Annotated in this window: 25 protein-coding genes (1 of these 25 running past the window's edge); 11 read left to right on the forward strand and 14 right to left on the reverse strand. The window is 61.7% G+C overall.

Annotation, left to right across the window (positions count from 1 at the left end; genetic code table 11):
• Positions 1–5 precede the first annotated feature (5 nt).
• A complete protein-coding gene (gene rloA / locus M1E16_RS08140; protein WP_305495987.1) occupies positions 6–542 on the reverse strand; it encodes a retropepsin-like aspartic peptidase RloA in 537 nt (178 codons plus the stop codon).
• Positions 543–822: 280 nt separating this feature from the next.
• On the opposite strand from rloA, the gene M1E16_RS08145 reads away from it, so the two are divergent.
• The 5 genes from M1E16_RS08145 to prpF all read left to right on the forward strand — a co-directional run bounded on the left by M1E16_RS08145 (position 823) and on the right by prpF (position 7623).
• Entirely contained in the window at positions 823–1536 is a 714-nt protein-coding gene (locus M1E16_RS08145) for a GntR family transcriptional regulator (RefSeq protein ID WP_434569299.1), read from the forward strand.
• The gene (prpB, locus tag M1E16_RS08150; RefSeq protein WP_434569298.1) at positions 1533–2423 is read left to right on the forward strand and encodes a methylisocitrate lyase; all 891 of its coding nucleotides are present in this window, start codon (positions 1533–1535) and stop codon (positions 2421–2423) included. Before M1E16_RS08145 ends, prpB begins: the two co-directional genes overlap by 4 nt.
• A gap of 41 nt (positions 2424–2464) precedes the next feature.
• On the forward strand, positions 2465–3592 hold the full coding sequence (prpC, locus tag M1E16_RS08155; RefSeq protein ID WP_458129604.1) for a bifunctional 2-methylcitrate synthase/citrate synthase: 1128 nt from the start codon (positions 2465–2467) through the stop codon (positions 3590–3592).
• 195 nt (positions 3593–3787) lie between these two features.
• Positions 3788–6379, forward strand: a complete 2592-nt coding sequence (gene acnD, locus M1E16_RS08160; RefSeq protein WP_458129605.1) for a Fe/S-dependent 2-methylisocitrate dehydratase AcnD — start codon at positions 3788–3790, stop codon at positions 6377–6379.
• Between the two features lie 53 nt (positions 6380–6432).
• Positions 6433–7623, forward strand: coding sequence for a 2-methylaconitate cis-trans isomerase PrpF (gene prpF, locus M1E16_RS08165; protein ID WP_458129606.1), 1191 nt, complete (start codon positions 6433–6435; stop codon positions 7621–7623).
• Between the two features lie 264 nt (positions 7624–7887).
• Here the strand turns inward: prpF and M1E16_RS08170 are convergent, their stop codons facing one another.
• The 9 genes from M1E16_RS08170 to soxR all read right to left on the reverse strand — a co-directional run bounded on the left by M1E16_RS08170 (position 7888) and on the right by soxR (position 14777).
• Positions 7888–8781 (reverse strand): metal ABC transporter solute-binding protein, Zn/Mn family, encoded by an 894-nt coding sequence (locus M1E16_RS08170; RefSeq protein WP_458129607.1) that lies wholly within the window; start codon positions 8779–8781, stop codon positions 7888–7890.
• Positions 8782–9681, reverse strand: a complete 900-nt coding sequence (locus M1E16_RS08175) for a metal ABC transporter permease (protein ID WP_458129608.1) — start codon at positions 9679–9681, stop codon at positions 8782–8784.
• Positions 9681–10433 (reverse strand): metal ABC transporter ATP-binding protein, encoded by a 753-nt coding sequence (locus M1E16_RS08180; protein WP_434699924.1) that lies wholly within the window; start codon positions 10431–10433, stop codon positions 9681–9683. Before M1E16_RS08180 ends, M1E16_RS08175 begins: the two co-directional genes overlap by 1 nt.
• Positions 10430–11359, reverse strand: a complete 930-nt coding sequence (locus tag M1E16_RS08185; RefSeq protein WP_434569292.1) for a metal ABC transporter substrate-binding protein — start codon at positions 11357–11359, stop codon at positions 10430–10432. Before M1E16_RS08185 ends, M1E16_RS08180 begins: the two co-directional genes overlap by 4 nt.
• Before the next feature lie 35 nt (positions 11360–11394).
• Positions 11395–11970, reverse strand: a complete 576-nt coding sequence (locus M1E16_RS08190; protein WP_458129609.1) for a DUF6162 family protein — start codon at positions 11968–11970, stop codon at positions 11395–11397.
• Positions 11967–12293 (reverse strand): hypothetical protein, encoded by a 327-nt coding sequence (locus M1E16_RS08195; protein WP_458129610.1) that lies wholly within the window; start codon positions 12291–12293, stop codon positions 11967–11969. The genes M1E16_RS08190 and M1E16_RS08195 overlap by 4 nt, the downstream gene beginning before the upstream one ends.
• Entirely contained in the window at positions 12290–12832 is a 543-nt protein-coding gene (locus M1E16_RS08200; protein WP_305495975.1) for a thiamine pyrophosphate-binding protein, read from the reverse strand. The genes M1E16_RS08195 and M1E16_RS08200 overlap by 4 nt, the downstream gene beginning before the upstream one ends.
• Positions 12829–14043 carry a PepSY-associated TM helix domain-containing protein gene (locus M1E16_RS08205; protein WP_458129611.1) on the reverse strand — a complete coding sequence of 405 codons (1215 nt, stop codon included), beginning with the start codon at positions 14041–14043 and terminating at the stop codon, positions 12829–12831. Before M1E16_RS08205 ends, M1E16_RS08200 begins: the two co-directional genes overlap by 4 nt.
• 281 nt (positions 14044–14324) lie before the next feature.
• Positions 14325–14777: a redox-sensitive transcriptional activator SoxR gene (gene soxR / locus M1E16_RS08210; protein ID WP_458130294.1), complete on the reverse strand. Its 453-nt coding sequence runs from the start codon at positions 14775–14777 to the stop codon at positions 14325–14327.
• A gap of 92 nt (positions 14778–14869) precedes the next feature.
• On the opposite strand from soxR, the gene M1E16_RS08215 reads away from it, so the two are divergent.
• The 5 genes from M1E16_RS08215 to M1E16_RS08235 all read left to right on the forward strand — a co-directional run bounded on the left by M1E16_RS08215 (position 14870) and on the right by M1E16_RS08235 (position 19514).
• Positions 14870–15283 (forward strand): antibiotic biosynthesis monooxygenase, encoded by a 414-nt coding sequence (locus M1E16_RS08215; RefSeq protein ID WP_434625051.1) that lies wholly within the window; start codon positions 14870–14872, stop codon positions 15281–15283.
• A gap of 66 nt (positions 15284–15349) precedes the next feature.
• Entirely contained in the window at positions 15350–15616 is a 267-nt protein-coding gene (locus M1E16_RS08220) for a hypothetical protein (protein WP_434603355.1), read from the forward strand.
• Between the two features lie 96 nt (positions 15617–15712).
• A complete protein-coding gene (locus M1E16_RS08225; RefSeq protein ID WP_434569284.1) occupies positions 15713–16327 on the forward strand; it encodes a LysE family translocator in 615 nt (204 codons plus the stop codon).
• 162 nt (positions 16328–16489) lie between these two features.
• Positions 16490–17656, forward strand: coding sequence for an aminotransferase class V-fold PLP-dependent enzyme (locus M1E16_RS08230; RefSeq protein WP_458129612.1), 1167 nt, complete (start codon positions 16490–16492; stop codon positions 17654–17656).
• A gap of 49 nt (positions 17657–17705) precedes the next feature.
• Entirely contained in the window at positions 17706–19514 is a 1809-nt protein-coding gene (locus tag M1E16_RS08235; protein WP_458129613.1) for an aminopeptidase P family protein, read from the forward strand.
• A gap of 9 nt (positions 19515–19523) precedes the next feature.
• On the opposite strand, the gene M1E16_RS08240 is transcribed toward M1E16_RS08235, so the two are convergent.
• Together M1E16_RS08240 and M1E16_RS08245 are read right to left on the reverse strand one after the other, a co-directional pair.
• The gene (locus M1E16_RS08240; protein WP_458129614.1) at positions 19524–20114 is read right to left on the reverse strand and encodes a DsbA family protein; all 591 of its coding nucleotides are present in this window, start codon (positions 20112–20114) and stop codon (positions 19524–19526) included.
• A gap of 31 nt (positions 20115–20145) precedes the next feature.
• A complete protein-coding gene (locus tag M1E16_RS08245) occupies positions 20146–20874 on the reverse strand; it encodes an SDR family oxidoreductase (protein WP_458129615.1) in 729 nt (242 codons plus the stop codon).
• Positions 20875–20963: 89 nt separating this feature from the next.
• On the opposite strand from M1E16_RS08245, the gene M1E16_RS08250 reads away from it, so the two are divergent.
• Positions 20964–21533 (forward strand): TetR/AcrR family transcriptional regulator, encoded by a 570-nt coding sequence (locus M1E16_RS08250; RefSeq protein ID WP_458129616.1) that lies wholly within the window; start codon positions 20964–20966, stop codon positions 21531–21533.
• Positions 21534–21541: 8 nt separating this feature from the next.
• Here M1E16_RS08250 and M1E16_RS08255 read toward each other — a convergent pair whose 3' ends face one another.
• Positions 21542–21823, reverse strand: a complete 282-nt coding sequence (locus M1E16_RS08255; protein WP_434569278.1) for a hypothetical protein — start codon at positions 21821–21823, stop codon at positions 21542–21544.
• Positions 21824–21989: 166 nt separating this feature from the next.
• Positions 21990–22367 carry the end of a threonine/homoserine exporter RhtA gene (gene rhtA / locus M1E16_RS08260; protein ID WP_434625037.1) on the reverse strand. 510 nt of this gene lie beyond the right edge of the window, so 378 of the gene's 888 nt are visible here — the last part of the coding sequence; the start codon falls outside the window, past its right edge — the gene reads right to left on this strand; it ends in the stop codon at positions 21990–21992.

Below are 22367 nucleotides of genomic sequence, written 5' to 3' on the forward strand. Positions count from 1 at the left end.
TGGAATTACTCTGCGGTATGAGCGGCATTGGCGCAGGCGGGTTTGCCGGCAGCGTATTTGAGACTGGGATCGACCAGCGCGTCGAAACGCTTGAGCGCTTCGGAGCCGATCAGCAACGGGTATTGGAAGGCGCTACGGTCGGTCAGGTTCACTTCGATGCTGCGCAGGGCCGAGCCCATGCAGATATCCAGTTCGATGACCGGCCGGGCCGTGTATTTCTTGCCTTCTTCCGGGTCGTAGTCACCGGCGCGGCGCTTGATCTTGCTGACCCGGGCCAGCGGGCGTTCGATGGGGTGCGAATGGGCCGCGTCGATGGCCAGGTAGAAACGCACCCAGGATTCGCCGTTGCGCTTGAAACGCTTGATGTCACGGGCGCTGAGGGAGGCGGTCTTGGCACCGGTGTCGAGCTTGGCCGCGACCTCCAGGTCAATGCCCTGCAGGGCTGCATATTCGTTGAGGCCGTACACGGTTTTTTCACCCGCCGCGGCAATCCCTGGCAGGCAGATAAAGCATAGGGCGGCAGATAAGGGCTTGAGTGTCATAGATCCTGGTGCGCAGCGTTCCGTTTTTCGGTTCAGGCCCTGGCATTACTGCACAAGCTCCCTAGGTTGCCTTCTCTATATAGGGAGAGCGGCAATTGCGGCGGCATTCTAGCACGGTGGTTTTCTGACGCCACCGCTGGCCGGAGGCTACGACACTTCGAAACGAGGGGTTATGTCTGGGACCGTTATTAGACGATTGTCGACAATCCATATTTTTGTTTTGACGTTAAGGGTGTCAGAGGGTAATTTTTGCCGTATTGATTTTAAAGGTGTCGACAATATGCTCGATCAGCTCGAAACGCCGGTCCTCGTCCAGGAAGATGCCGAGACGCTGTCCGAGAACGTCTTCCGGCGTATCCAGGCCGCCATCGTCAAGGGTGAAATTGCCCCCGGCAGCAAGATCTCCGAGCCCGAACTGGCCCGTACCTACGGCATCAGTCGCGGGCCGTTGCGCGAGGCGATCCATCGCCTGGAAGGCCAGCGGCTGCTGGTGCGCATTCCCCATGTGGGCGCGCGGGTGGTCTCGCTGAGCCATGCCGAGCTGCTGGAGCTCTACGAAATTCGCGAATCCCTGGAGGGCATGGCCTGTCGCCTTGCGGCGGAGCGCATGACCCAGGAAGAAATCGACGAACTGCGTCGGGTGCTGGAAACCCACGAGCGCGATGCGGCGTTCCAGGCCGGCGTCGGTTATTACCAGCAGGAAGGCGATTTCGACTTCCACTACCGGATCATCCAGGGCAGCGGCAATCGCACCCTCACCCAAATGCTCTGCGGCGAGCTGTATCAACTGGTGCGCATGTACCGCATCCAGTTTTCCACCACGCCGAACCGTCCGCGCCAGGCTTTTGCCGAGCACCACCGGATTCTCGATGCCATCGCCGACCGTGACGGCGAACTGGCCGAATTATTGATGCGTCGGCACATCGGCGCCTCCAAACGCAACATTGCGCGTCATTTCCAGGACAGCGCCGCCACTCAACGAGGTGAGTCATGAGTTCCAGCAAGAGCACGCCAGGCCAGCGTTTTCGCGATGCGGTCGCCGCCGAGCATCCATTGCAAGTGGTCGGCACCATCAACGCCAACCATGCGCTGCTGGCCAAGCGCGCCGGCTTCAAGGCGATCTACCTGTCGGGTGGCGGCGTGGCGGCCGGTTCCCTCGGCGTGCCGGACCTGGGCATCACCGGCCTGGATGACGTGCTCACCGATGTGCGCCGCATCACCGACGTGTGCGACCTGCCGCTGCTGGTGGACGTGGACACCGGCTTCGGCTCCTCGGCGTTCAATGTGGCGCGCACGGTCAAGTCGATGAGCAAGTTCGGCGCGGCGGCGATTCACATCGAGGACCAGGTTGGCGCCAAGCGTTGCGGCCATCGGCCGAACAAGGAAATCGTCTCGCAACAAGAGATGGTCGATCGCATCAAGGCTGCCGTCGACGCCCGTACCGATGACAGTTTTGTGATCATGGCGCGTACCGATGCGTTGGCAGTGGAAGGCCTGGAGTCGGCCCTGGACCGCGCCGCCGCGTGCATCGAGGCCGGTGCCGACATGATTTTCCCGGAAGCGATCACTGAACTCGACATGTACAAGCTGTTCGCCAGCCGCGTGAAAGCGCCGATCCTGGCCAACATCACCGAATTCGGCGCGACCCCGCTCTACACTACCGAACAACTCGCCGGGGCCGACGTTTCCCTGGTGCTGTACCCGCTGTCGGCGTTCCGTGCGATGAACAAGGCCGCCGAAAATGTCTACACCGCCATCCGTCGCGATGGCACCCAGCAGAACGTCATCGACACCATGCAGACCCGCATGGAGCTTTACGATCGCATCGACTACCACACCTTCGAGCAGAAGCTCGACGCGTTGTTCGCCGCGAAAAAGTAAGGCGCGACTCCCTACAAATTCAAGAAAATGGAGACAGCAACATGGCCGAAGCAAAAGTACTCAGTGGCGCCGGGCTCCGTGGCCAGGTGGCCGGACAAACCGCCTTGTCCACCGTGGGCCAGTCAGGCGCCGGGCTGACCTATCGCGGCTACGACGTTCGCGACCTGGCGGCTGACGCGCAATTCGAAGAGGTGGCCTACCTGCTGCTGTACGGCGAGCTGCCGGCCCAGGCACAGCTGGACGCCTACACGGGCAAACTGCGCCAGTTGCGCGACCTGCCCCAAGCCTTGAAAGAAGTGCTGGAACGCATTCCCGCCGACGCCCATCCGATGGATGTGATGCGCACGGGCTGCTCGTTCCTCGGCAACCTGGAGCCCGAGCAGGATTTCTCCCAGCAGCACGACAAGACCGATCGTCTGCTGGCCGCGTTCCCGGCGATCATGTGCTACTGGTATCGCTTCAGCCACGAAGGCCAGCGCATCGAATGCGTGACCGACGAAGTCTCCATTGGCGGCCACTTCCTGCATCTGCTGCACGGCAAAAAGCCGAGCGAGCTGCACGTCAAGGTGATGAACGTATCGCTGATCCTCTACGCCGAGCATGAGTTCAACGCCTCGACCTTTACCGCGCGGGTTTGTGCTTCGACATTGTCCGACCTGTTCTCCTGCATCACCGCTGCCATCGGCTCGCTGCGCGGCCCGTTGCACGGTGGCGCCAACGAGGCGGCGATGGAAATGATCGAGCGTTTCAGCTCGCCGCAAGAAGCCATCGAGGGCACCCTCGGCATGCTCGCGCGCAAGGACAAGATCATGGGCTTCGGCCATGCCATCTACAAGGACAACGACCCGCGCAACGAGGTGATCAAGGGCTGGTCGAAAAAGCTCGCCGATGAAGTCGGCGACACGGTGCTGTTCCCGGTTTCCGAAGCTATCGACAAGACCATGTGGGAGCAGAAGAAACTGTTCCCCAACGCCGATTTCTACCATGCCTCGGCGTACCATTTCATGGGCATCCCGACCAAGCTGTTCACGCCGATCTTCGTCTGCTCACGCCTGACCGGCTGGGCCGCCCATGTGTTCGAACAACGTGCCAACAACCGCATCATCCGACCGAGCGCCGAATACACCGGCGTCGAACAGCGCAAGTTCGTGCCAATCGAACAACGCTGAGCTGGAGGGTTAGCCGCAGGCACTGGATCACCCCGAAACCCTGTGGGAGCGAGCTTGCTCGCGATTGCGCACTGACATTCAACATCGATGTCGACGGATACACCGCTATCGCGAGCAAGCTCGCTCCCACAGGGAATGTGTTGAGTTCAATGGCTGCGCCACCCTCCTGAAACCACCGTGACCCGAGTCCTGACGATGAACACAGAATTTCGCAAACCGCTGCCCGGCACATCGCTGGATTATTTCGACGTTCGCGCCGCCGTGGATGGCATTCGGCCTGGCGCCTACGATGGCCTGCCGTACACCTCCCGCGTGCTGGCGGAAAACCTCGTGCGCCGCTGCGATCCGGCGACGCTGCGCGAATCGCTGCTGCAACTGATCGAGCGCAAGCGCGACCTGGATTTCCCCTGGTTCCCGGCGCGCGTGGTCTGCCATGACATCCTCGGCCAGACCGCATTGGTCGACCTGGCCGGCCTGCGCGACGCCATCGCCCTGCAAGGCGGCGACCCGGCGCAGGTCAATCCGGTGGTGCCGACCCAACTGATCGTCGACCACTCGCTGGCGGTAGAGAGCGCCGGTTTTGATCCGCAGGCGTTCGCCAAGAACCGCGCCATCGAAGACCGCCGCAACGAAGACCGCTTCCACTTCATCAACTGGACCAAGAAGGCCTTCAAGAACGTCGACGTGATCCCGCCGGGCAATGGGATCATGCACCAGATCAACCTGGAGAAAATGTCTCCCGTCATCCAGCAGCGTGACGGCGTGGCGTTCCCCGACACTTGCGTAGGCACCGACAGCCACACGCCTCACGTCGATGCCCTGGGTGTGATCGCGATCGGTGTCGGTGGCCTGGAAGCCGAAAGCGTCATGCTCGGTCGCGCCTCGTGGATGCGCCTGCCGGAAATCATCGGCGTCGAGCTGACCGGCAAGTTGCAGCCGGGCATCACTGCCACCGACATGGTGCTGGCGCTGACCGAATTCCTGCGCAAGCAGAAAGTCGTCGGGGCCTGGCTGGAGTTCTTCGGCGAAGGCGCCCGCGCCCTGACCCTGGGGGATCGCGCGACGATCTCCAACATGGCCCCGGAATACGGCGCCACGGCAGCGATGTTCCATATCGATCAGCAAACGATCGATTACCTGAAACTCACCGGCCGCGAAGACCAACAAGTGCAGTTGGTCGAACATTACGCCAAGACCACCGGCCTCTGGGCTGACAGCCTGGAAGGCGCGGTATATGAGCGCGGTCTGACCTTCGACCTGTCCTCGGTGGTGCGTAACATGGCCGGTCCGAGCAACCCGCACGCCCGTGTCGCGGTGTCCGATCTGGCTGCCAAAGGCATTTCTGGCCAGTGGGACGATGTGCCCGGGCAAATGCCCGACGGCGCGGTGATCATCGCGGCGATCACCAGTTGCACCAACACCAGCAACCCGCGCAACGTGATCGCCGCCGGTTTGCTGGCGCGCAACGCCAATCGCCTGGGCCTGGCCCGTAAGCCGTGGGTCAAGTCATCCCTCGCACCAGGCTCGAAAACCGTCGCGTTGTACCTGGATGAAGCGGGCCTGACGTCTGAACTCGAGCAACTGGGTTTTGGCGTGGTCGCGTTCGCCTGTACTACCTGCAACGGCATGTCCGGCGCGCTGGACCCGGTGATCCAGCAGGAAATCATCGACCGTGACCTGTACGCCACCGCCGTCTTGTCGGGTAACCGCAACTTCGACGGGCGTATTCACCCGTACGCCAAGCAGGCGTTCCTGGCTTCGCCGCCATTGGTGGTGGCTTATGCCATCGCCGGGACCATCCGTTTCGACATCGAGAAGGATGTGCTGGGTGTGGTGGACGGTCAGGAAATCCGCCTCAAGGACATCTGGCCGAGCGACGAGGAAATCGACGCGGTGGTCAAGGCTTCGGTGAAACCCGAGCAGTTCCGCCAGGTGTACATCCCGATGTTCGCCATCCAGGAAGACACCGGGCCGAAAGTGACCCCGCTGTACGACTGGCGCCCGCAAAGCACCTATATCCGTCGTCCGCCGTATTGGGAAGGCGCATTGGCCGGTGCGCGGCCGCTCAAGGGCATGCGTCCGCTGGCGGTGCTGCCGGACAACATCACCACCGATCACCTGTCGCCGTCCAACGCCATCATGCTCGACAGTGCGGCGGGTGAATACCTGGCGAAAATGGGCCTGCCGGAAGAAGACTTCAACTCCTACGCGACCCACCGCGGCGATCACCTGACCGCGCAACGGGCCACCTTTGCCAACCCGAAACTGTTCAACGAAATGGTCGTTGAGGACGGCAAGGTCAAGCAGGGCTCCCTGGCTCGGGTCGAACCGGAAGGCAAGGTCATGCGCATGTGGGAAGCCATCGAAACCTACATGGAGCGCAAGCAGCCGTTGATCATCATCGCCGGCGCCGACTACGGCCAGGGTTCGTCCCGGGACTGGGCGGCCAAGGGCGTGCGCCTGGCCGGTGTCGAGGCGATCGTCGCCGAAGGTTTCGAGCGCATCCACCGCACCAACCTGGTGGGTATGGGCGTGTTGCCGCTGGAGTTCAAACCCGGCACGGATCGCAAGACGCTTGGCATCGACGGCAGCGAAGTCTATGACGTGATCGGCGAGCGCACCCCGCGGGCGACGCTGACCCTGGTCATCACGCGCAAAAATGCTGAACGCGTCGAAGTGCCGGTGACCTGCCGCCTCGATACCGCCGAGGAAGTGTCGATCTACGAAGCCGGGGGCGTGCTGCAACGCTTCGCCCAGGATTTCCTTGAATCGGCGATTGCCGTTTAAATCGCTCGGGTGGCCGGTTTTCTGGCCACCCTTTTTTTCAGGAGTTGGAGCACATGGCTCACTCGCCTCAAATCAAGATCCCCGCGACCTATATGCGTGGCGGCACCAGCAAAGGCGTGTTCTTCAGCCTGCAAGACCTGCCCGAAGCGGCGCGCGTTCCCGGCCCGGCCCGGGATGCGCTGCTGCTGCGGGTGATCGGTAGCCCCGATCCGTACGAAAAGCAGATCGATGGCATGGGCGGTGCGACGTCCAGCACCAGCAAGACCGTGATCCTGTCCAAGAGCACCCGGGCCGATCACGACGTCGATTACCTGTTCGGCCAGGTGTCCATCGACAAGCCGTTCGTGGATTGGAGCGGCAACTGCGGCAACCTGTCGGCGGCGGTGGGGGCGTTTGCCATCGGTAGCGGTCTGGTGGATGCCAGCCGTATCCCGCAGGATGGTATGGCCGTGGTGCGGATCTGGCAGGCGAACATCGGCAAGACGATCATCGCCCATATACCGATCACCGACGGCGCGGTGCAGGAAACCGGTGACTTCGAACTCGACGGCGTGACCTTTCCGGCCGCTGAAGTGCAGCTGGAGTTCATGGACCCGGCGGCCGAGGAAGAGGGCGGCGGTGGTTCGATGTTTCCTACCGGCAACCTGGTGGACGACCTGGAAGTGCCCGGTGTCGGTACGCTCAAGGCGACACTGATCAACGCAGGCATTCCGACGATATTCATCAACGCCCGGGATGTCGGTTACACCGGCACCGAATTGCAGGGCGCCATCAACGGCGATCCCAAGGCGCTGGCGATGTTTGAAACGATTCGTGCCCATGGCGCGTTGCGCATGGGCCTGATCAAGCACCTGGACGAAGCTGCCCAGCGCCAGCACACGCCGAAAGTGGCGTTTGTCGCGCCGCCGGCGGATTACCTTTCATCCAGCGGTAAAGCCGTGGCGGCAGGTGACGTCGACTTATTGGTTCGGGCGTTGTCCATGGGCAAGCTGCACCACGCCATGATGGGCACCGCCGCTGTCGCCATCGGCACCGCCGCGGCGATTTCCGGCACCCTGGTCAACCTCGCGGCCGGTGGCGTCGAACGCAACGCGGTGCGCTTCGGCCACCCGTCCGGCACCTTGCGCGTCGGCGCCGAGGCGAGCGTAGTCAATGGCGAATGGACCGTGAAAAAAGCCATCATGAGCCGCAGCGCGCGGGTGTTGATGGAAGGGTTTGTGCGGGTGCCCGGGGATGTTTTCTAACTCGACACTTCAGAAATAACACAAAACCTGTGGGAGCGAGCCTGCTCGCGAAAGCGGTGTGTCAGCTGGCATTGATGGTGGATGTGCCAGCGCCTTCGCGAGCAGGCTCGCTCCCACAAGGGATGCCCAGCGGGCCCGGAATCCAGGTCCGCCCTCAATCAAATGTGGGAGCGAGCCTGCTCGCGAAAGCAGTGTGTCAGTTGGCATCTATGTTGGATGTGTCGACGCCTTCGCGAGCAGGCTCGCTCCCATAGGGAATGGCTGTCAGCCTTTCGTCAGTGCGGTGACGACCAGCTCCACGTTGTTTTCCAGTTCCGCCACCGGATCGGCGCCGTCGGTGCTCAGCACCAGCAGTTGGCTACCGCCTTCGGCGATGGCCGCTTTCACAGCTTCCGGCGGCTGTCGGTGATGCAGCACCAGCGCGACATCGTTCTCCTTGAGCGTGGCTGTCAGCTGCTTCAGGGCTTCGGCTGTCCATTCGGCGTCGGGGCGGGCATCGGTGTTGATGCCATCCAGGTTCAAGCCACTGATCAAGTAACCGAAGTGCTCGCTCAGGCTGACCACGCTCAGGTTGTCGGCGCTGGCGAGGCGCTTTTCACTGTCGGCGCTGAGCTTGAGCAGGCGCTGCTTGAGTGCCGCCAGGTTGGCATCGATTTTCGGTTTGTCCGCCGGGACGAGGCGCACCAGATCAGCAGCGATCACGTCGGCCATCCGCCCCAGATTGTGGCTGGCCATCCACGGCTGGCTCGCCAGGCCGTCGGTCATGCCCGGCTGTATGGCGATGCCGGGCAGGGCGCCGTCCACCGGACGAGCAGCGTCGATTTCAACGATACGGATATTGCTGCGTCGGGCCATGGGGTACAGCGGATCGTCCGGCCAGAGCGAACGCAGCCCGATCACCGCGTCGGCCTCGCCGGCCAGCTTGCTCAGGGCCGGGGCGCCACGGCCACTGAAATAGGCGCTTTGCCGGGTGCCGGGAAGATTGTCCGGAGCGGCCCGGGCCAGGCTGACGTCGGTGCCCTTGAGCAAGGCCTCGCCCAATCCGTAGGTGACGGGCAGCGAGGCCAGTAGTTGGATCTTTTCGGCGGCCATCGGCGAGGTAATCACTGCGCCGCCGAGGGCTAGAGCCCAGACCAATTGTCGTAATGAAAAAACCATTTATCCAAGATTCCCTTTCAGATGGGGGACGACGCCACGGGCGATGGCGCTCAGGGCGAAGGCGATGCCGGCCACCAGAATGATTGCGGCACCGGACGGGATCGGCAGGTCGAAAACGATCGGCGCCAGGATCCCGCATAAAGTGCTGACGGTCGCGATCAGCACCGAACACCAGAAAAAGCCTTTCAACGATTGGCTGAGCAAACGCGCGGCCGCGGCCGGAATCACCAGCAACGCACCGACCAGGATCGCGCCGATGACTTTCACCGCCGCCACGGTGATCAGCGTCACCAGGACCACGAACAGATAGTCCAGCGTCTTGACCGCCACCCCGCGTACCGCCGCCAGCTGCGGGTTGAAGCTGGCGAGCATGATCCGGTTGTACAGCGGCAGCGCCAGCGCCATCACCAGCGAACCGACCACCGCCAGCACCGCGAGATCGTTGCCGTTGACCGTCAGCACTGAGCCGAACAGTACGTTTTCCAGGATGTGCACATTGATCTTGCCCGCCAGGATCAGCAGCAGGCTCGCGCCCAGGGCCAGGGACACCGAGAGGAAGACGCCGATCAACGTGTCCGGGGCCAGGCCGGTGCGGTTGCGCAGGTAATTGAGCAGGATGCCGAACAGCAGGCAGTAGCCGAACAGGCTGCCGTAGGGCCCGGTGTAGGGTTCGCCGAGCAGGATGCCGACGGCCACGCCGGTCAGCGCCGCATGGCCCACCGCTTCGGAGAAAAACGCAAAGCGCTTGACCACCACCAGCGTGCCGAGGCCGCCCAGCACCGGGCCGATCAACACCCCGGCCAGCAAGGCGTTGACCACAAAACCATAGGCCAGCGCCTCCGGCAGGTAACCGGAGGAGGCCCAACCCTGGACCATCAGGCGGAAGGCTTCATAACTCATCAGGCGGCGCTCCCGTTGGCACGTGGATGGGTCGAAAACAGCGTCAGCAGCCGTTCCGGGGTCAGGGTCTGGCGCGGCGGGCCGTCGAACAACACCCGTCGATTCAGCCCGGTGACATGATCGGCCAGGCGTCCGACGGCTTCCAGGTCGTGCTCGATCCAGAGCACGGTAATGCCGGCCTGGCGCCAGTCCTGCAGCAAGCGTTCAAATACCTGGATGCCGGCCTCGTCCAGGGCCGACATGGGTTCATCCAGTACCAGCAGTTGCGGCGGCGGGATCAATCCCTGGGCCAGCAATACCCGCTGACGCTCGCCACCGGACAGCGCGCCCATGCGTCGCTTGCGCTTGTCCTGCAGGCCGACCCGTTCGAGGGCCTGACCGATGGCGCCAGCATAATGCTTGCTCAAACCGAGGAAGGCCGGGCGCCGCTGACACATTGCCGCCATGAAGTCGTCCACCGTCATGGGAAGGCCCCGGTCGAATTCCAGCGCCTGGGGCACGTAGCCGATGACGCCGGGTTCGCCCGGCCATTGCAGGCTCAAGCGCCCCTGGTGCGGCATCTGTCCAAGCAGGGTCTTGATCAATGAACTCTTGCCGCCGCCGTTAGGGCCGACCAATGCATGGATGCTGCCGGCTTGTACCTGAAAAGCCACATTGTCGAGAATCGCGGTGCGCCCAAGGTTCAGGCTGATGTCGGCGAACTCGATCATCGGGCCGACATGTTGCTGGATGAGGGGTTCCTGGGCCGTCATGCGCCGGACTCCTGGATCGCCCGGACCACGGTGTCGAGGTTGCCGGTCATTTCCTTTTCGTATTTCTCGGCGCTGTAGTCGCCGTAGGAAATGTGCGACAGCGGGTACAGCTTCACTCCCGATTCACGCTGGATGGTGTCGACGTAGGTGGATGGAAAATCCATCTCCGAGAAGATCACCTTCACGTCCAGCTCACGCAGCTGGTCGATGGTCTTTTTCAACTGGCTGGGGCTTGGCTCGATGCCATGGGCCGGTTCGACCACGGCAGTCACTTCCAGGCCGAATTCGCGCAGCAGGTAATCGTAGGCGGCGTGTACCGTGGCGACCCGCAGCTCGGCGTTCGGCGCCTGGGTCAGCTTGGCCAGGGCGGCGGCACGCATCTGCCGCAGGCGCTTGCCGTAGGCCCGGGCGTTCTGCGTGTAGGTCTTGGCGTTGTCCGGGTCGAGCTTGCCCAGTTCCCGGGCGATGTTGTTGACCTGGGCAATGGAGGCGCTGATGGACAGGAACGTATGCGGATTGACGACTTTACCCGCGCCCCGCGCCGCGGTTCCGGTGGCGGCAAGCAAGGGGACGTTCTCGTTGGCCTCGATCACCTTCACGTCCGGGGTTTCGCTGGCGGCGATCATGCGGTCGGCGAAATCGTCGTGACCCACGCCGTTGAGCACGATCACATCGAGCCCGCCGATGCGCTTGATGTCCTCGGCGCGGGGTTCATAGGCGTGAGGGTTGAAGCCGGCCGGGATCAACGGCACCACCTCGGCCTTGTCGCCGACGATGTTGGCCACGTAGCTGTAATAAGGGTGCAGGGTGATGCCGATGCGCAGGCGCTTGGCCGTTTCGGCGCTGGCCATTGGAGTGAACAGGCAGGCGAGCAGGCCAATCAGCAGCAGGCGCAGCAAGGGGCGGCGTGAAGGTGCAATAGACATGGGCAAGCGGTCTTCTCTGGAATGAAGGCGTGGGGTCAATGCCGATGCTGGCGGGTTACGCCAGCGTCGAATTGCGCGACGATCTGTTGCCAGCCGGCGGCGGACAAAGCGGCGTCGTCCAACGTGGCAGGGGTGGTTGGAGGGTTGCCGCGGTTGAGCCAGATGTCCGGGGACGCGTCCGGCACTTCGCTGATGCGCATCAGAAAGGAGCCTGCGACGGACGGATTGGCGCTCGCGCCGAAGTAGGCTCGCGCCTCCAGCAATTGCCAGGCATGGCCGCCGCGGCTGACGGAACTGGCGTCCTGGGCGAACGGGGCGAAGCCTTCATCGGCCAGGGCTTGCGGGCCGGGGAGGGCCTGCTCGCTCTCGCGCAGGATTCGGATCTCATCCAATGTCACCCGCAGGTCGGCATAAATGCCTTGCTCGGCTGCGCTGAGGTCGCGACGTGCGTCCAGCTGATGGGCGTCCAGGTGGGCAACATCCCGGGTTTCCCCATGCCAGGCCACGACCGAACCGGCGCCCAGCAGGATAATCAGGCACAGCAACAATACATACAGGGTTTCGTGGCCGGCACCGGCGGGGCGGATGACCTGGGTGGTGGGTGCGCTCATGGGGCCTCGATGTCGGCTTGGTCGATTTCCACGACGTGGCCGGGGCCGGCGTCAAAAAGTACGTAGAACTCGGCGTTGGGTTTCTTGAAGGTCAACGTCGAGTCGGCGCCGAGCTTGCCGGGGACCAGGATGGTTTCGTCGTAGCCGATCACGTCCAGCGTCACTCCGGGGGCGCCGCTGCCATCGGAAAAACCGCCAGTACACTGGATCTGTTCAGCGTCGATAGCCTTGCATTCGCACATCGGATTGTGGGCCAGGGCGCTGGTGCTCAAGCCTGCGCAGAGCACCAGCGCCAGGCTGTTGAAAGAGGCGCGGAGGTTCATGGTCGGGCTCCTTGGGATTGCAACCAGGCGACGGTGGCCGGGGAGGCCTGGCTCAGGGGGATGGAAGCTTGGTGCATCGAGCCGTCCCAGCCTTCGAGGGTGATCCACAGTTCGGCGTCTGGCTGGGTCTTTTTCGGCACCGGCAACAAGGCGCCCATGCGATAGGGCGAGCCGAAGAAAATCACCCCGGCGGCCCGCAGGCTGCGGGGCTTGCCGATGCGCAGATAGGTGGCTTTAACCTCGCTGATGCAGCGCTGGCAAAGGGCGGCGTTGAAGTGTTTCATCGGCCCGGCGGGGCCCTGGGTACGTGGCGCTTCGTTGCGAAACTCCGCCAGGCGCAAGCTCCAGGGCCCCACTTGGACTTCGCCGACTTCCCGCTCGCCAAGCCCGCCGTCGCCTCGGAACAACGCGGCCTCCGACAGGTACTTGGGCATGAAACCCAGGGGAATCAGCAGCAACAGCACGTTGATATGGAAGCGCCATTTATGCCAGAACTGGCCCAGGCGTGACGGTGATGTTGTCGTAGTGGACGGGTTCACAGGCTGCCCTCCGGTGAGTCACGGTGCAGCGAAGGCTGCAGTTGCGGCGTGTTTTGGGCTGGCCGCACAGGTTTCTGATTGCGCTTGAGGGCGTTGGCGGTCGCCAGCGCCGTACGTTTGGTCCAGATCAGCAGACCGCTGAGGACCATCATGCTCAGCACCAGGCCGAAGAAACACCAGATGAGCTTGATCCAGAGGCCACCGAAATCCCCGGTGTGCAGCGGGCGCATGGATTCGGTCACGAACTCCAGCGCCGTGCGGTCCGACAACAGCCGGGAAGCGTCTACATCACCGTTGTAGGGATTGATGGTCGCCGTCTGGAACATCAGCGGATACCAGCCGCGTCCGCCGACTTCCAGATGGCTGTAGGCATTGCCGGGCAGGCTGACGAAACTCGCTTCCAGGCCCGGGATCCGCTGCTGGGCAATTTCAATGGCGCGGTCCAGGTTCAGTTGCGGCGGAGGCGTACCACCCGTTGACAGCGGAACGTTTTCCCGGGCCACCACGGGGACGACCGGAGCACTGGAGATGGAAATGCCGTTATCGGCCAGCGTGGCCTCGATCAGGAACCAGGTGCCGGTGATGGAAATGACGGCAATGAACCAGATCGACCAGATGCCGCTGAGCCGATGGAAATCGCCCCAGAAAATGCGGGCCCCGTGGCGAATACGCAGGGTCGGGCTGAAAAAACCTTTCCAGAAACGTTTATAGACAACCAGCCCGGTCACCAACGACGCGAGCATCGGCAGGCCGAGGAAGGACACCAGGTACCAGCCCCAACTGTAGCCGTTGGTGAACGGCACCAGCCACCAGCCATGCAATGCACGGGTGAACCCCCTGAAGTTGAATGCCGGTGCCGAGCCCTGGATGACGCCGCTGTAGGGGTTGACGTACACAGTGTCGGGGCGACCGTCGGGGTAGGTGACCTTGACCTCCAGGGCGAAGTGCGACTCGTCCGGACGCACAATGTTTTGCACCTGAGTCAGGGGCTGGGCTTGCTTGATGGCGGCAACGACCTGGTCGTAGCTGAGCAACGGCGCATCATCGGCGGGCTTGCTGGCGCGCATTTCCGGATTGACCAGCCAGACGATCTCCTGGCTGACCACCGCCAGGGTACCGGTGACGCAAACGATCAGAACGAAAAACCAGATGGGCAACGCCAGCCAGCTGTGAACCAGGAACCAGAGTTTGGAGCGGGACTTCTTCGACATGATTGAGCGTCTTGATTCGATGAAAGGTTCCGTGTCGCGGGCTTCGCAACACCATGAAACCTGGAAAAGCCGGCCGTGGCTTTTGCCGACGCGGCCTGCTGCATCTAATTAAGACGAACGAGCAGCCGGAATCCTGAAAGGGAAGATGAAAGAAAATGTTTCGCGTTCTCGAACAGGCGCTCGGTCTTCTGGTGGCGAGGGAGCTCGCTCCCGCTGGGTCGCGTAGCGGCCCCAAGCATCTTCCACGCAACCACGGCGGGACTCATTGGCCGACGAACGTCTCAGGGTTCCAGCAAATGCGCCCCTGGCCCACGCTTGCCGAGCACATCACCCTGGTTGCGCAGCGGACAATGTTCCATCGACAGGCAACCGCAGCCGATACAACCGTCGAGCCGGTCTCGCAATGCGATCAGCTGGTTGATCCGGTCATCCAGATTCCGGCTCCACTGCGCTGACAGGGTCTTCCAGTCGGCCGCCGTGGGCGCACGGTTGTCCGGCAGGTTTTTCAGCGCCTCGCCAATTTCCGCCAGGGGTATGCCCAGGCGCTGGGCGACTTTGATCAGCGCCACGCGCCGCAGGACGGCCCGGGGGTAACGACGTTGGTTGCCCGGGTTGCGCGTGCTTTTGATCAGGCCCTTGGTTTCATAGAAGTGCAGCGCGGTGACCGCCACGCCGCTGCGGGCGGCCACCTGGCCGACGGTCAGTTCCTTGTGAATGTTGATCGACGTCGTCACCTGAATCACCGCTTGACCTTGACTTAACTGGAGGTTTTACCCTGCAGGCCTTTGGATCGCAAGATCCGCCTTACCTGAACGGGGGACTTTTCATGCAATCGCCAAGTGGTCATCGCAGCTTCACGCAGTTGATCGAGTTCGACATCGAGCCTCAGTGGCAGCAGACGCTGGTCAACGCCCTGTCAGCGCAGACCGAGCGCCTGGCTCGTGATCATTCGGGTTTCCTCAATGCCAGTATCCAGGTCAGCGAGGACGGACGTCGGGTGCTTAATTACCTGCAATGGCAAACCCGCGAGGCGGGTGAAGCGGCGTTCCGCAGCGTTGAGAATGGTGAGGAAAGTTTCTGGCAGTTCATCCAGGCGCATCGGGCCAAAGCGGTGACGTTTGGCTCGTTCCAGGTGCTGCGCAACATCGAGCGCAGCCTGGACGATGCGTTGCATTGCCCGTTGGTCAACCAAGCGCAACGGGAGATCCGAGAGGGCGATACCCATTATCAAAAGCGTTGATTTCTGCCGCCAAGTGCCGGCGGGTAGCCTTTGTTCATCGCCCAACTGAACATCGGACACCCCGCCATGAATCGTATCCTTGCTGTCTTGTTGCTGTTGACTGTCACCGTATTGAGCGGTTGCGCTTCGTCGTCCCCGGAGCTGCGTCCTTACACCGCCGAGGAATCCCGTGAGCTGGCCCTCGAAGCCTTGAATCGGCGGGGGCTTTCGTTTGATGAATACCATGCGAAGAAAGCCGAGTTGCTCGGTCCTTCGCAGAAAAACGTCGGCTTCGACGAGCGCGGCGAGATGAGCGCCGAGCAGACAGTCCAGGCACCGGGCCGGTCGAGCTGAGACTGTACCGCCAGAAGTTTTGCCTAACTGTCCATGGGTTTGCGCCGGGACGTGGGGTAGGGTCAACTCCTGACTGCCCCGACGGATTGACCTGCCATGACCCTCTCGCTTGACCTGCTGCTGGGCTTCGCCCTGTTTGCCCTGGTGACCTCGATAACGCCCGGCCCCAACAACACCATGTTGCTGGCATCGGGTGTGAATTTCGGCTTCAACCGGACCATCCCGCACATGCTCGGCATCACTTGCGGCTTCTTTTCCCTGGTCCTGGCGGTGGGCCTTGGGCTGGGCGCGGTGTTCCAGACATATCCGCTGCTCTACACCGTGCTGCGCTACGTCGGTGCGGCATATTTGATATACCTGGCCTGGAAAATCGCCCACTCCGGTCCTGTCTCGGACGGCGGCGCGGGTGAGAACAAGCCGATCAGCTACTGGGGCGCAGCAGCGTTCCAATGGGTCAACCCAAAGGCCTGGATCATGGCCATCGGCGCCATCAGCACCTATACGCCTCTGCAAGGTTACTTTTTCAATGTGGTGGTGATCGCGGCGGTGTTTGCGTTGATCAACCTGCCTAGCGTCAGCCTGTGGGTAGTCTGCGGCAGCCTGCTGCGCAACTTGTTGCAGGATCGCCGGTGGCTGCGTGTCTTCAACTGGGGCATGGCGCTGCTGTTGGTCGCGTCGCTGTATCCGTTGTTGCTCGAAAGCGTGAGTTAAGGGCTGAGCTTCAACGCGATGCCTGCTAAGCTCGCTGTTTCAGGAGCGTTCCTACGCACTTTTAAATGAAGTCCGACTTCTTTTAAGGTCTTGATCAGTTAAAGCTATGTCTCGAACCCAACGAGGGCATCTGGTCTTGGAACAGATTCTGCGAGCTTCCTTATGAATAAGCGTCCTTTGTATTTTGATTACGCCGCCACCACCCCGGTGGACGAGCGGGTGATCCAGGTCATGGTCCAGTGCCTGGGTTTCGACGGTAACTTCGGTAACCCGGCCTCCAGCTCTCATGCCTTCGGCCAGGAGGCCCGGCGCTCGGTGGAACTGGCGCGCCAGCAGGTGGCTCGGTTGGTGGGGGCTCAGGCCGGACAAATCGTCTGGACTTCCGGCGCCACCGAATCCAATAACCTGGCCCTCAAGGGCGTGGCCCAGGCGCGTGAAGCGCGTGGCGGCCACGTCATTACCAGCCTGATAGAACACAAGGCCGTTCTCGATACGGTCAGGCAGCTCGAGGAAAGTGGCGTCGCGGTAACCTGGCTGGCGCCGTGCGCTGATGGCCTGATCGACCCGCAAGCGGTTCGCCAGGCGCTCCGCGAAGACACTTTCCTGGTGTCGCTGATGCTGGTCAATAACGAGTTGGGCACCGTCAATGACGCCATCGCTATCGGCGAGATCGTTCGAGAGCATGGCGCGTTGTTTCATATGGACGCGGCCCAGGGTGCGGGAAAAGTGAGCATCGACCTGGCCCGGTGGCCGGTGGACCTGATGTCGTTTTCCGCACACAAGATCTACGGCCCCAAGGGGATCGGCGCACTTTACGTCGGTGATCGCGCGCGCCCGCGGCTTTCGGCCCAGATCCATGGCGGCGGTCATGAAGGTGGCTTGCGCTCCGGGACCTTGGCGACCCATCAGATTGCCGCGATGGGCGCGGCATTCGAGCTGGCGGCGCAGGCCTTTGAGGAAGAACTCGCCGACATCGCCCGACTGCGCAATCGTTTGCTTGAACCTTTGCTGGCTTTGCCCGGTGTGTGTATGAATGGCAGTGCCAACTGTCGCATTCCCCATACGGTGAGCCTGACGTTCAACGAAGGTGACTTCAACCCGGCGACGCTGGGCGCATCGATGGCATTCTCCGCGACCTCGGCTTGCAACTCGGCGCAAAACACTCCATCCCACGTGTTGCTCGCCCTTGGGCATGATGCACGCGCGGCCGGGCGGACCATTCGTTTGAGCCTGGGGCGCTTTACCAGCGAGCAGGATATTGATGAGGCGGTGCGATTGATCAAGGCCGCCTGTGTTGCCGCGCCGGCCTTCTGGGCGGCAACCCCCTGAGCCGAACGCATTCGGCATCGAACAATAAAATTGATTAGCAGGAGTGATGATGAGTACCCAGCCTTCGACCCCGGGACAGGTTCCCCAGCGCCTGGCCCGAATTCGCCAATTGATGAGCCAGGAGGGCATCCATGCGCTGTTGGTGCCTTCCGCAGACCCGCATCTTTCGGAGTATCTGCCGGGGTACTGGCAAGGGCGCCAATGGTTGTCCGGGTTCCATGGCTCGGTCGGTACATTGATCGTGACCGCGGATTTCGCCGGGGTCTGGGCGGACAGTCGTTACTGGGAACAAGCCACCTGGGAACTGGAAGGCAGCGGCATCGAGTTGGTCAAACTCATCCCCGGAAAGCCCGGGCCGTTGGAGTGGCTGGCCGAAAACACGCCTGAAGGGGGTGCGGTAGCGGTTGATGGTGCGGTCATGGCGGTGGCATCGGCGCGGACCCTGAGCAGCAAGCTGCAAGAGCGTGGCGCACGGTTGCGCACCGACATCGATCTGCTCGCACAAGCCTGGACCGATCGCCCGAGCTTGCCTGATCAACCGGTCTACGCGCATTTGCCGCCGCAAGCCACGATCGGTCGTGTCGAGAAAATCGCCCAGTTGCGCGAAGCCCTGAAGGAGCGTGCTGCGGATTGGCATTTCATCGCCACCCTGGACGACATCGCCTGGCTGTTCAACCTGCGCGGCGCCGATGTGTCATTCAATCCGGTATTCGTCTCCTTTGCCCTGATCAGCCAGCAACAGGCGACGCTGTTTGTGGATTTGAACAAGGTCGACGCTGCGCTGCGTTCTGTTCTTGAGCAAGACGGCGTAACGCTGCGTGACTATAGCGAAGTGGCCACTGCGTTGCGTGAAGTGCCGAGCGGCGCGAGCCTGCAGGTCGATCCGGCCCGGGTCACGGTCGGTTTGCTGGACAATCTGGACAGCGGCGTGAAACTCGTCGAAGGGCTCAACCCCACAACACTGGCCAAATCGCGCAAAAGCCCGGCCGATGCCGAGCACATCCGTCGAGCCATGGAGCAGGACGGAGCGGCGCTCTGCGAATTTTTTGCCTGGCTGGAAAGTGCCTGGGGCCATGAGCGCATCACTGAACTGACCATCGATGAGCACCTGACCGCAGCGCGCAGGCGCCGGCCGGAGTTCGTCTCCTTGAGCTTCAATACCATCGCGGCGTTTAATGCCAATGGCGCGATGCCTCACTATCACGCCACCGAAGAGGCGCATGCGGTCATTGAGGGAGATGGCTTGCTGTTGATCGATTCGGGCGGCCAGTACCTTGGCGGTACGACCGATATCACCCGCATGGTGCCGGTCGGGACACCGACGTCGGAGCAGAAGCGTGACTGTACCCGCGTGCTCAAAGGCGTGATTGCCTTGTCCAGGGCCAAATTCCCCAAGGGCATTCTGTCGCCTCTGCTGGATGCCATCGCCCGGGCACCGATCTGGGCTGAACAGGTGGATTACGGTCATGGCACCGGCCACGGTGTCGGCTATTTCCTCAACGTCCACGAAGGCCCGCAAGTCATTGCCTATCAGGCTGCCGCTGCACCCCAGACCGCCATGCAGCCGGGCATGATCACGTCCATCGAGCCGGGTACTTATCGCCCGGGTCGCTGGGGTGTTCGTATCGAGAACCTGGTGTTGAACCGTGAGGCGGGCAGCAGCGAGTTCGGCGAATTCCTCGCATTCGAAACCCTGACGTTGTGCCCGATAGACACCCGCTGCCTGGAGCCGTCGTTGCTGACTCAGCACGAAAAGGACTGGCTCAACGCCTACCACGGCGAGGTTCAGCGTCGCTTGAGTCCGCTGCTCGATGGCGCTGCGCTGCAATGGCTGAACACACGGACAGCGGCAATCTGAAGCATAGGGTCAGCCGAGGGCTTCACGGACGAAGTCCAGGCGATCCTGGCCAAAGAACATCTCGTTGCCGACAAACATGCTCGGCGCACCGAACACACCTCGGCGCACGGCCTCTTCGGTTGTGCTCCTTAGTGTTTCCTTGACCTGCTCGTCGGCTGTAAGGGCAAGCACATAGGCAGGGTCGAAACCCCCTTCGTCCAGCACGGCCGCGACTGTTGCCGGGTCGTTGAGGTTGCGGGCATTCACCCAGAGTGCCCGGAACAGACAGCTCGTGAAAATCTCGAAACGATCCGGATGACGCAGTTGCATGCCCGTGACGGCGCGCATCAATAGCAATGTGTTGATTGGAAAATGCGGGTTGAGCTTGAAGTCGACACCGTAGCGCTTGGCGAAACGGTTCAAGTCCTGGAACAGATAAGGCCCCTTGGCCGGCACGGTAACGGGCGACGCGTTGCCCGTTGCCTTGAATACGCCGCCCAGAAGCATGGGGCGATAGATGAGCTCGCTATGGGTTTCGGCGCAGAGCGCGGGCAATTGGGTATAGGCCAGGTAGGTGGTCGGGCTGCCCAGGTCGAAAAAAAACTCGACGGATCTGTTCATGGCTACGCTTCTCTTATTGTGTGAGGGAGACTTACCAGCGTTCGTTCCAGGGGCGCAGATCCAGTTCGAAGGTCCAGGCATCCCGCGGCTGGGTATGCAGGTACCAATAGTTTTCGGCGATGTGCTCAGGGTCGAGGATGCCGTCTTCTGCCCTGGTTGCGTATTTTTCCGGGAAATTATCGCGGATGAAGTCGGTGTCGATGGCACCATCCACCACAACATGGGCTACATGAATATTCATCGGCCCCAATTCTCGCGCCATGCTCTGGGCCAAGGCCCGGATGCCATGTTTGGCCCCCGCAAATGCGGCGAACCCTGATGCCCCGCGCAAGCCTGCCGTGGCGCCAGTAAACAGGATCGTGCCGCGCTGGCGTTTGACCATGCGCCTGGCTACTTCTCGAGCATTGAGGAAACCTGAAAAGCAGGCCATTTCCCAAATCTTGAAATATTTGCGAGCCGTCTCTTCGAGAATGCTGCAAGGCACGTTGGCGCCGATGTTGAATACAAAGGCTTCGATCGGGCCAACCTGCTCCTCGATTTGCTCGATCAGTGCGATCACATCATCTTCCTTGCGTGCGTCGCAGGCAAAACCGTGGGCTTCACCGCCCTGGGTACGGATTTCATCGACCAAAGCTTGTAGCTTGTCAGCGTTGCGGCGAGTGACGCAGGCCACGAAGCCTTCCCGAGCGAAACGCCGGGCTATCGCGCCACCAGTAGCATCGCCAGCTCCCACTACCAGTACAACCTTCTTGTTATTCATGATTGGCCTCATTGGTAAACGGTCGTTAGCTAAACGGACGTTATGCTAAGATTCGCCGAGCGTCAAGATGAGCATCCAGAGGCAAGCACATGCGTTATTCAGCCAATCACAAGATGGAAACCCGAGAGAAACTGCTGACCAGCAGTGCCATGTCGGCCAAAAAATCAGGATTTTCGACGGTAGGGGTAGATGGCCTGATGAAGGCGATCGGTCTTAGCGGCGGGGCGTTCTACAGCCATTTCTCATCCAAGGATGAGCTATTCAAGGCGATCGTCGAGCGCGAGTTGAGCCAGAGCCTGGAGCGCTTGAGTGGTAACGGCGTCAAGGACTCGATGAAACTGGAGCGTTGCCTCAAGCAGTACCTGAGCATTAGCCATGTGGAGCAACCCGAGGCTGGTTGCGCCTTGCCGGTTCTGGGGGCTGAGATTGCGCGTTCGGATATGTCGGTGCGTGAGGCCGCGCAAAGCTGGATCTGCCGCCTGCACGAAAGCTGGGCGCGGATACTTGAGAGCGATAGCCTGGCTTGGGCGATCCTGTCTCAATGCGTGGGTGCGCTGGTTGTTGCGCGAATGCTGGCAGCACCTGAGCTCCAGCAGGAGGTTCTCAGGTCCAGCCATGACGAGATCAGCCATCGCCTGGCCGAACGACAGTCCAGCTGAAGCGCCGCCTATTTGCAGATGACGATCATGCTGCGGCTGGTGTATCCGGCTGGATTGAGCCCGAAAGGATAATCCCCGGGCTCCTCAACGGCGTCACCTGATTTGGCGATGATTTTGTAACCTTTGGGCGCGCATGAGTTGGCGGCGCTGGCCCTGCACTGGTCCCAGGAAGAGGACAGGCCGGAGCAGTTGATATGCAGGCCTTTTTTTCCGCGTTTGACTTCGGTTTTCGACGTCGCCGCGCAGCCCGTAACCGCTAGTACGGCGATCAGTATCAAGATTCGTTTCATTCCCGTCCTTAATGCCGCCGCGGATCTTATGCCTACGTACGGCTACGTTCGCTTTCGCTTCAAGCGTTCATGACATCCTGTACGAAAAATCCATGTCTGACATTAGGTTACGGGGCTAAACATGGCCTAAATGCGCGATAAATGCCAGATCTGCGTTAGAACGTTATCAATCTGCGGCAATGGCGGGCTTGGCTGAATCGCCCATGGTCAACGTAGCGCCGATCGACGCGAGGATGATGCAGGTTATGGCTGCCCATTGGGCCAGGGATAGATATTCCTGGAGAAACAGCAGCCCCGATAGCGCGCCGACCGCAGGCTCGATGCTCATCAGTGTGCCGAAGGTGCGGGCTGGTATGCGGGTGAGTGAGATCATTTCCAACGTATAGGGCAGGGCGGTTGACAGAATGGCGACGCCAATGGCGACAGGGATCAGGCTCGGGGTCAGCAAAGCGGTCCCGGCATGCACGATGCCGATGGGGGCTACGAACAAGGCTGCGATCATGACGCCGAGCGCAGCGGTCTGCACACCATTGTCCGCACCGGC

This window comes from Pseudomonas sp. Z2-11 (assembly GCF_054161305.1).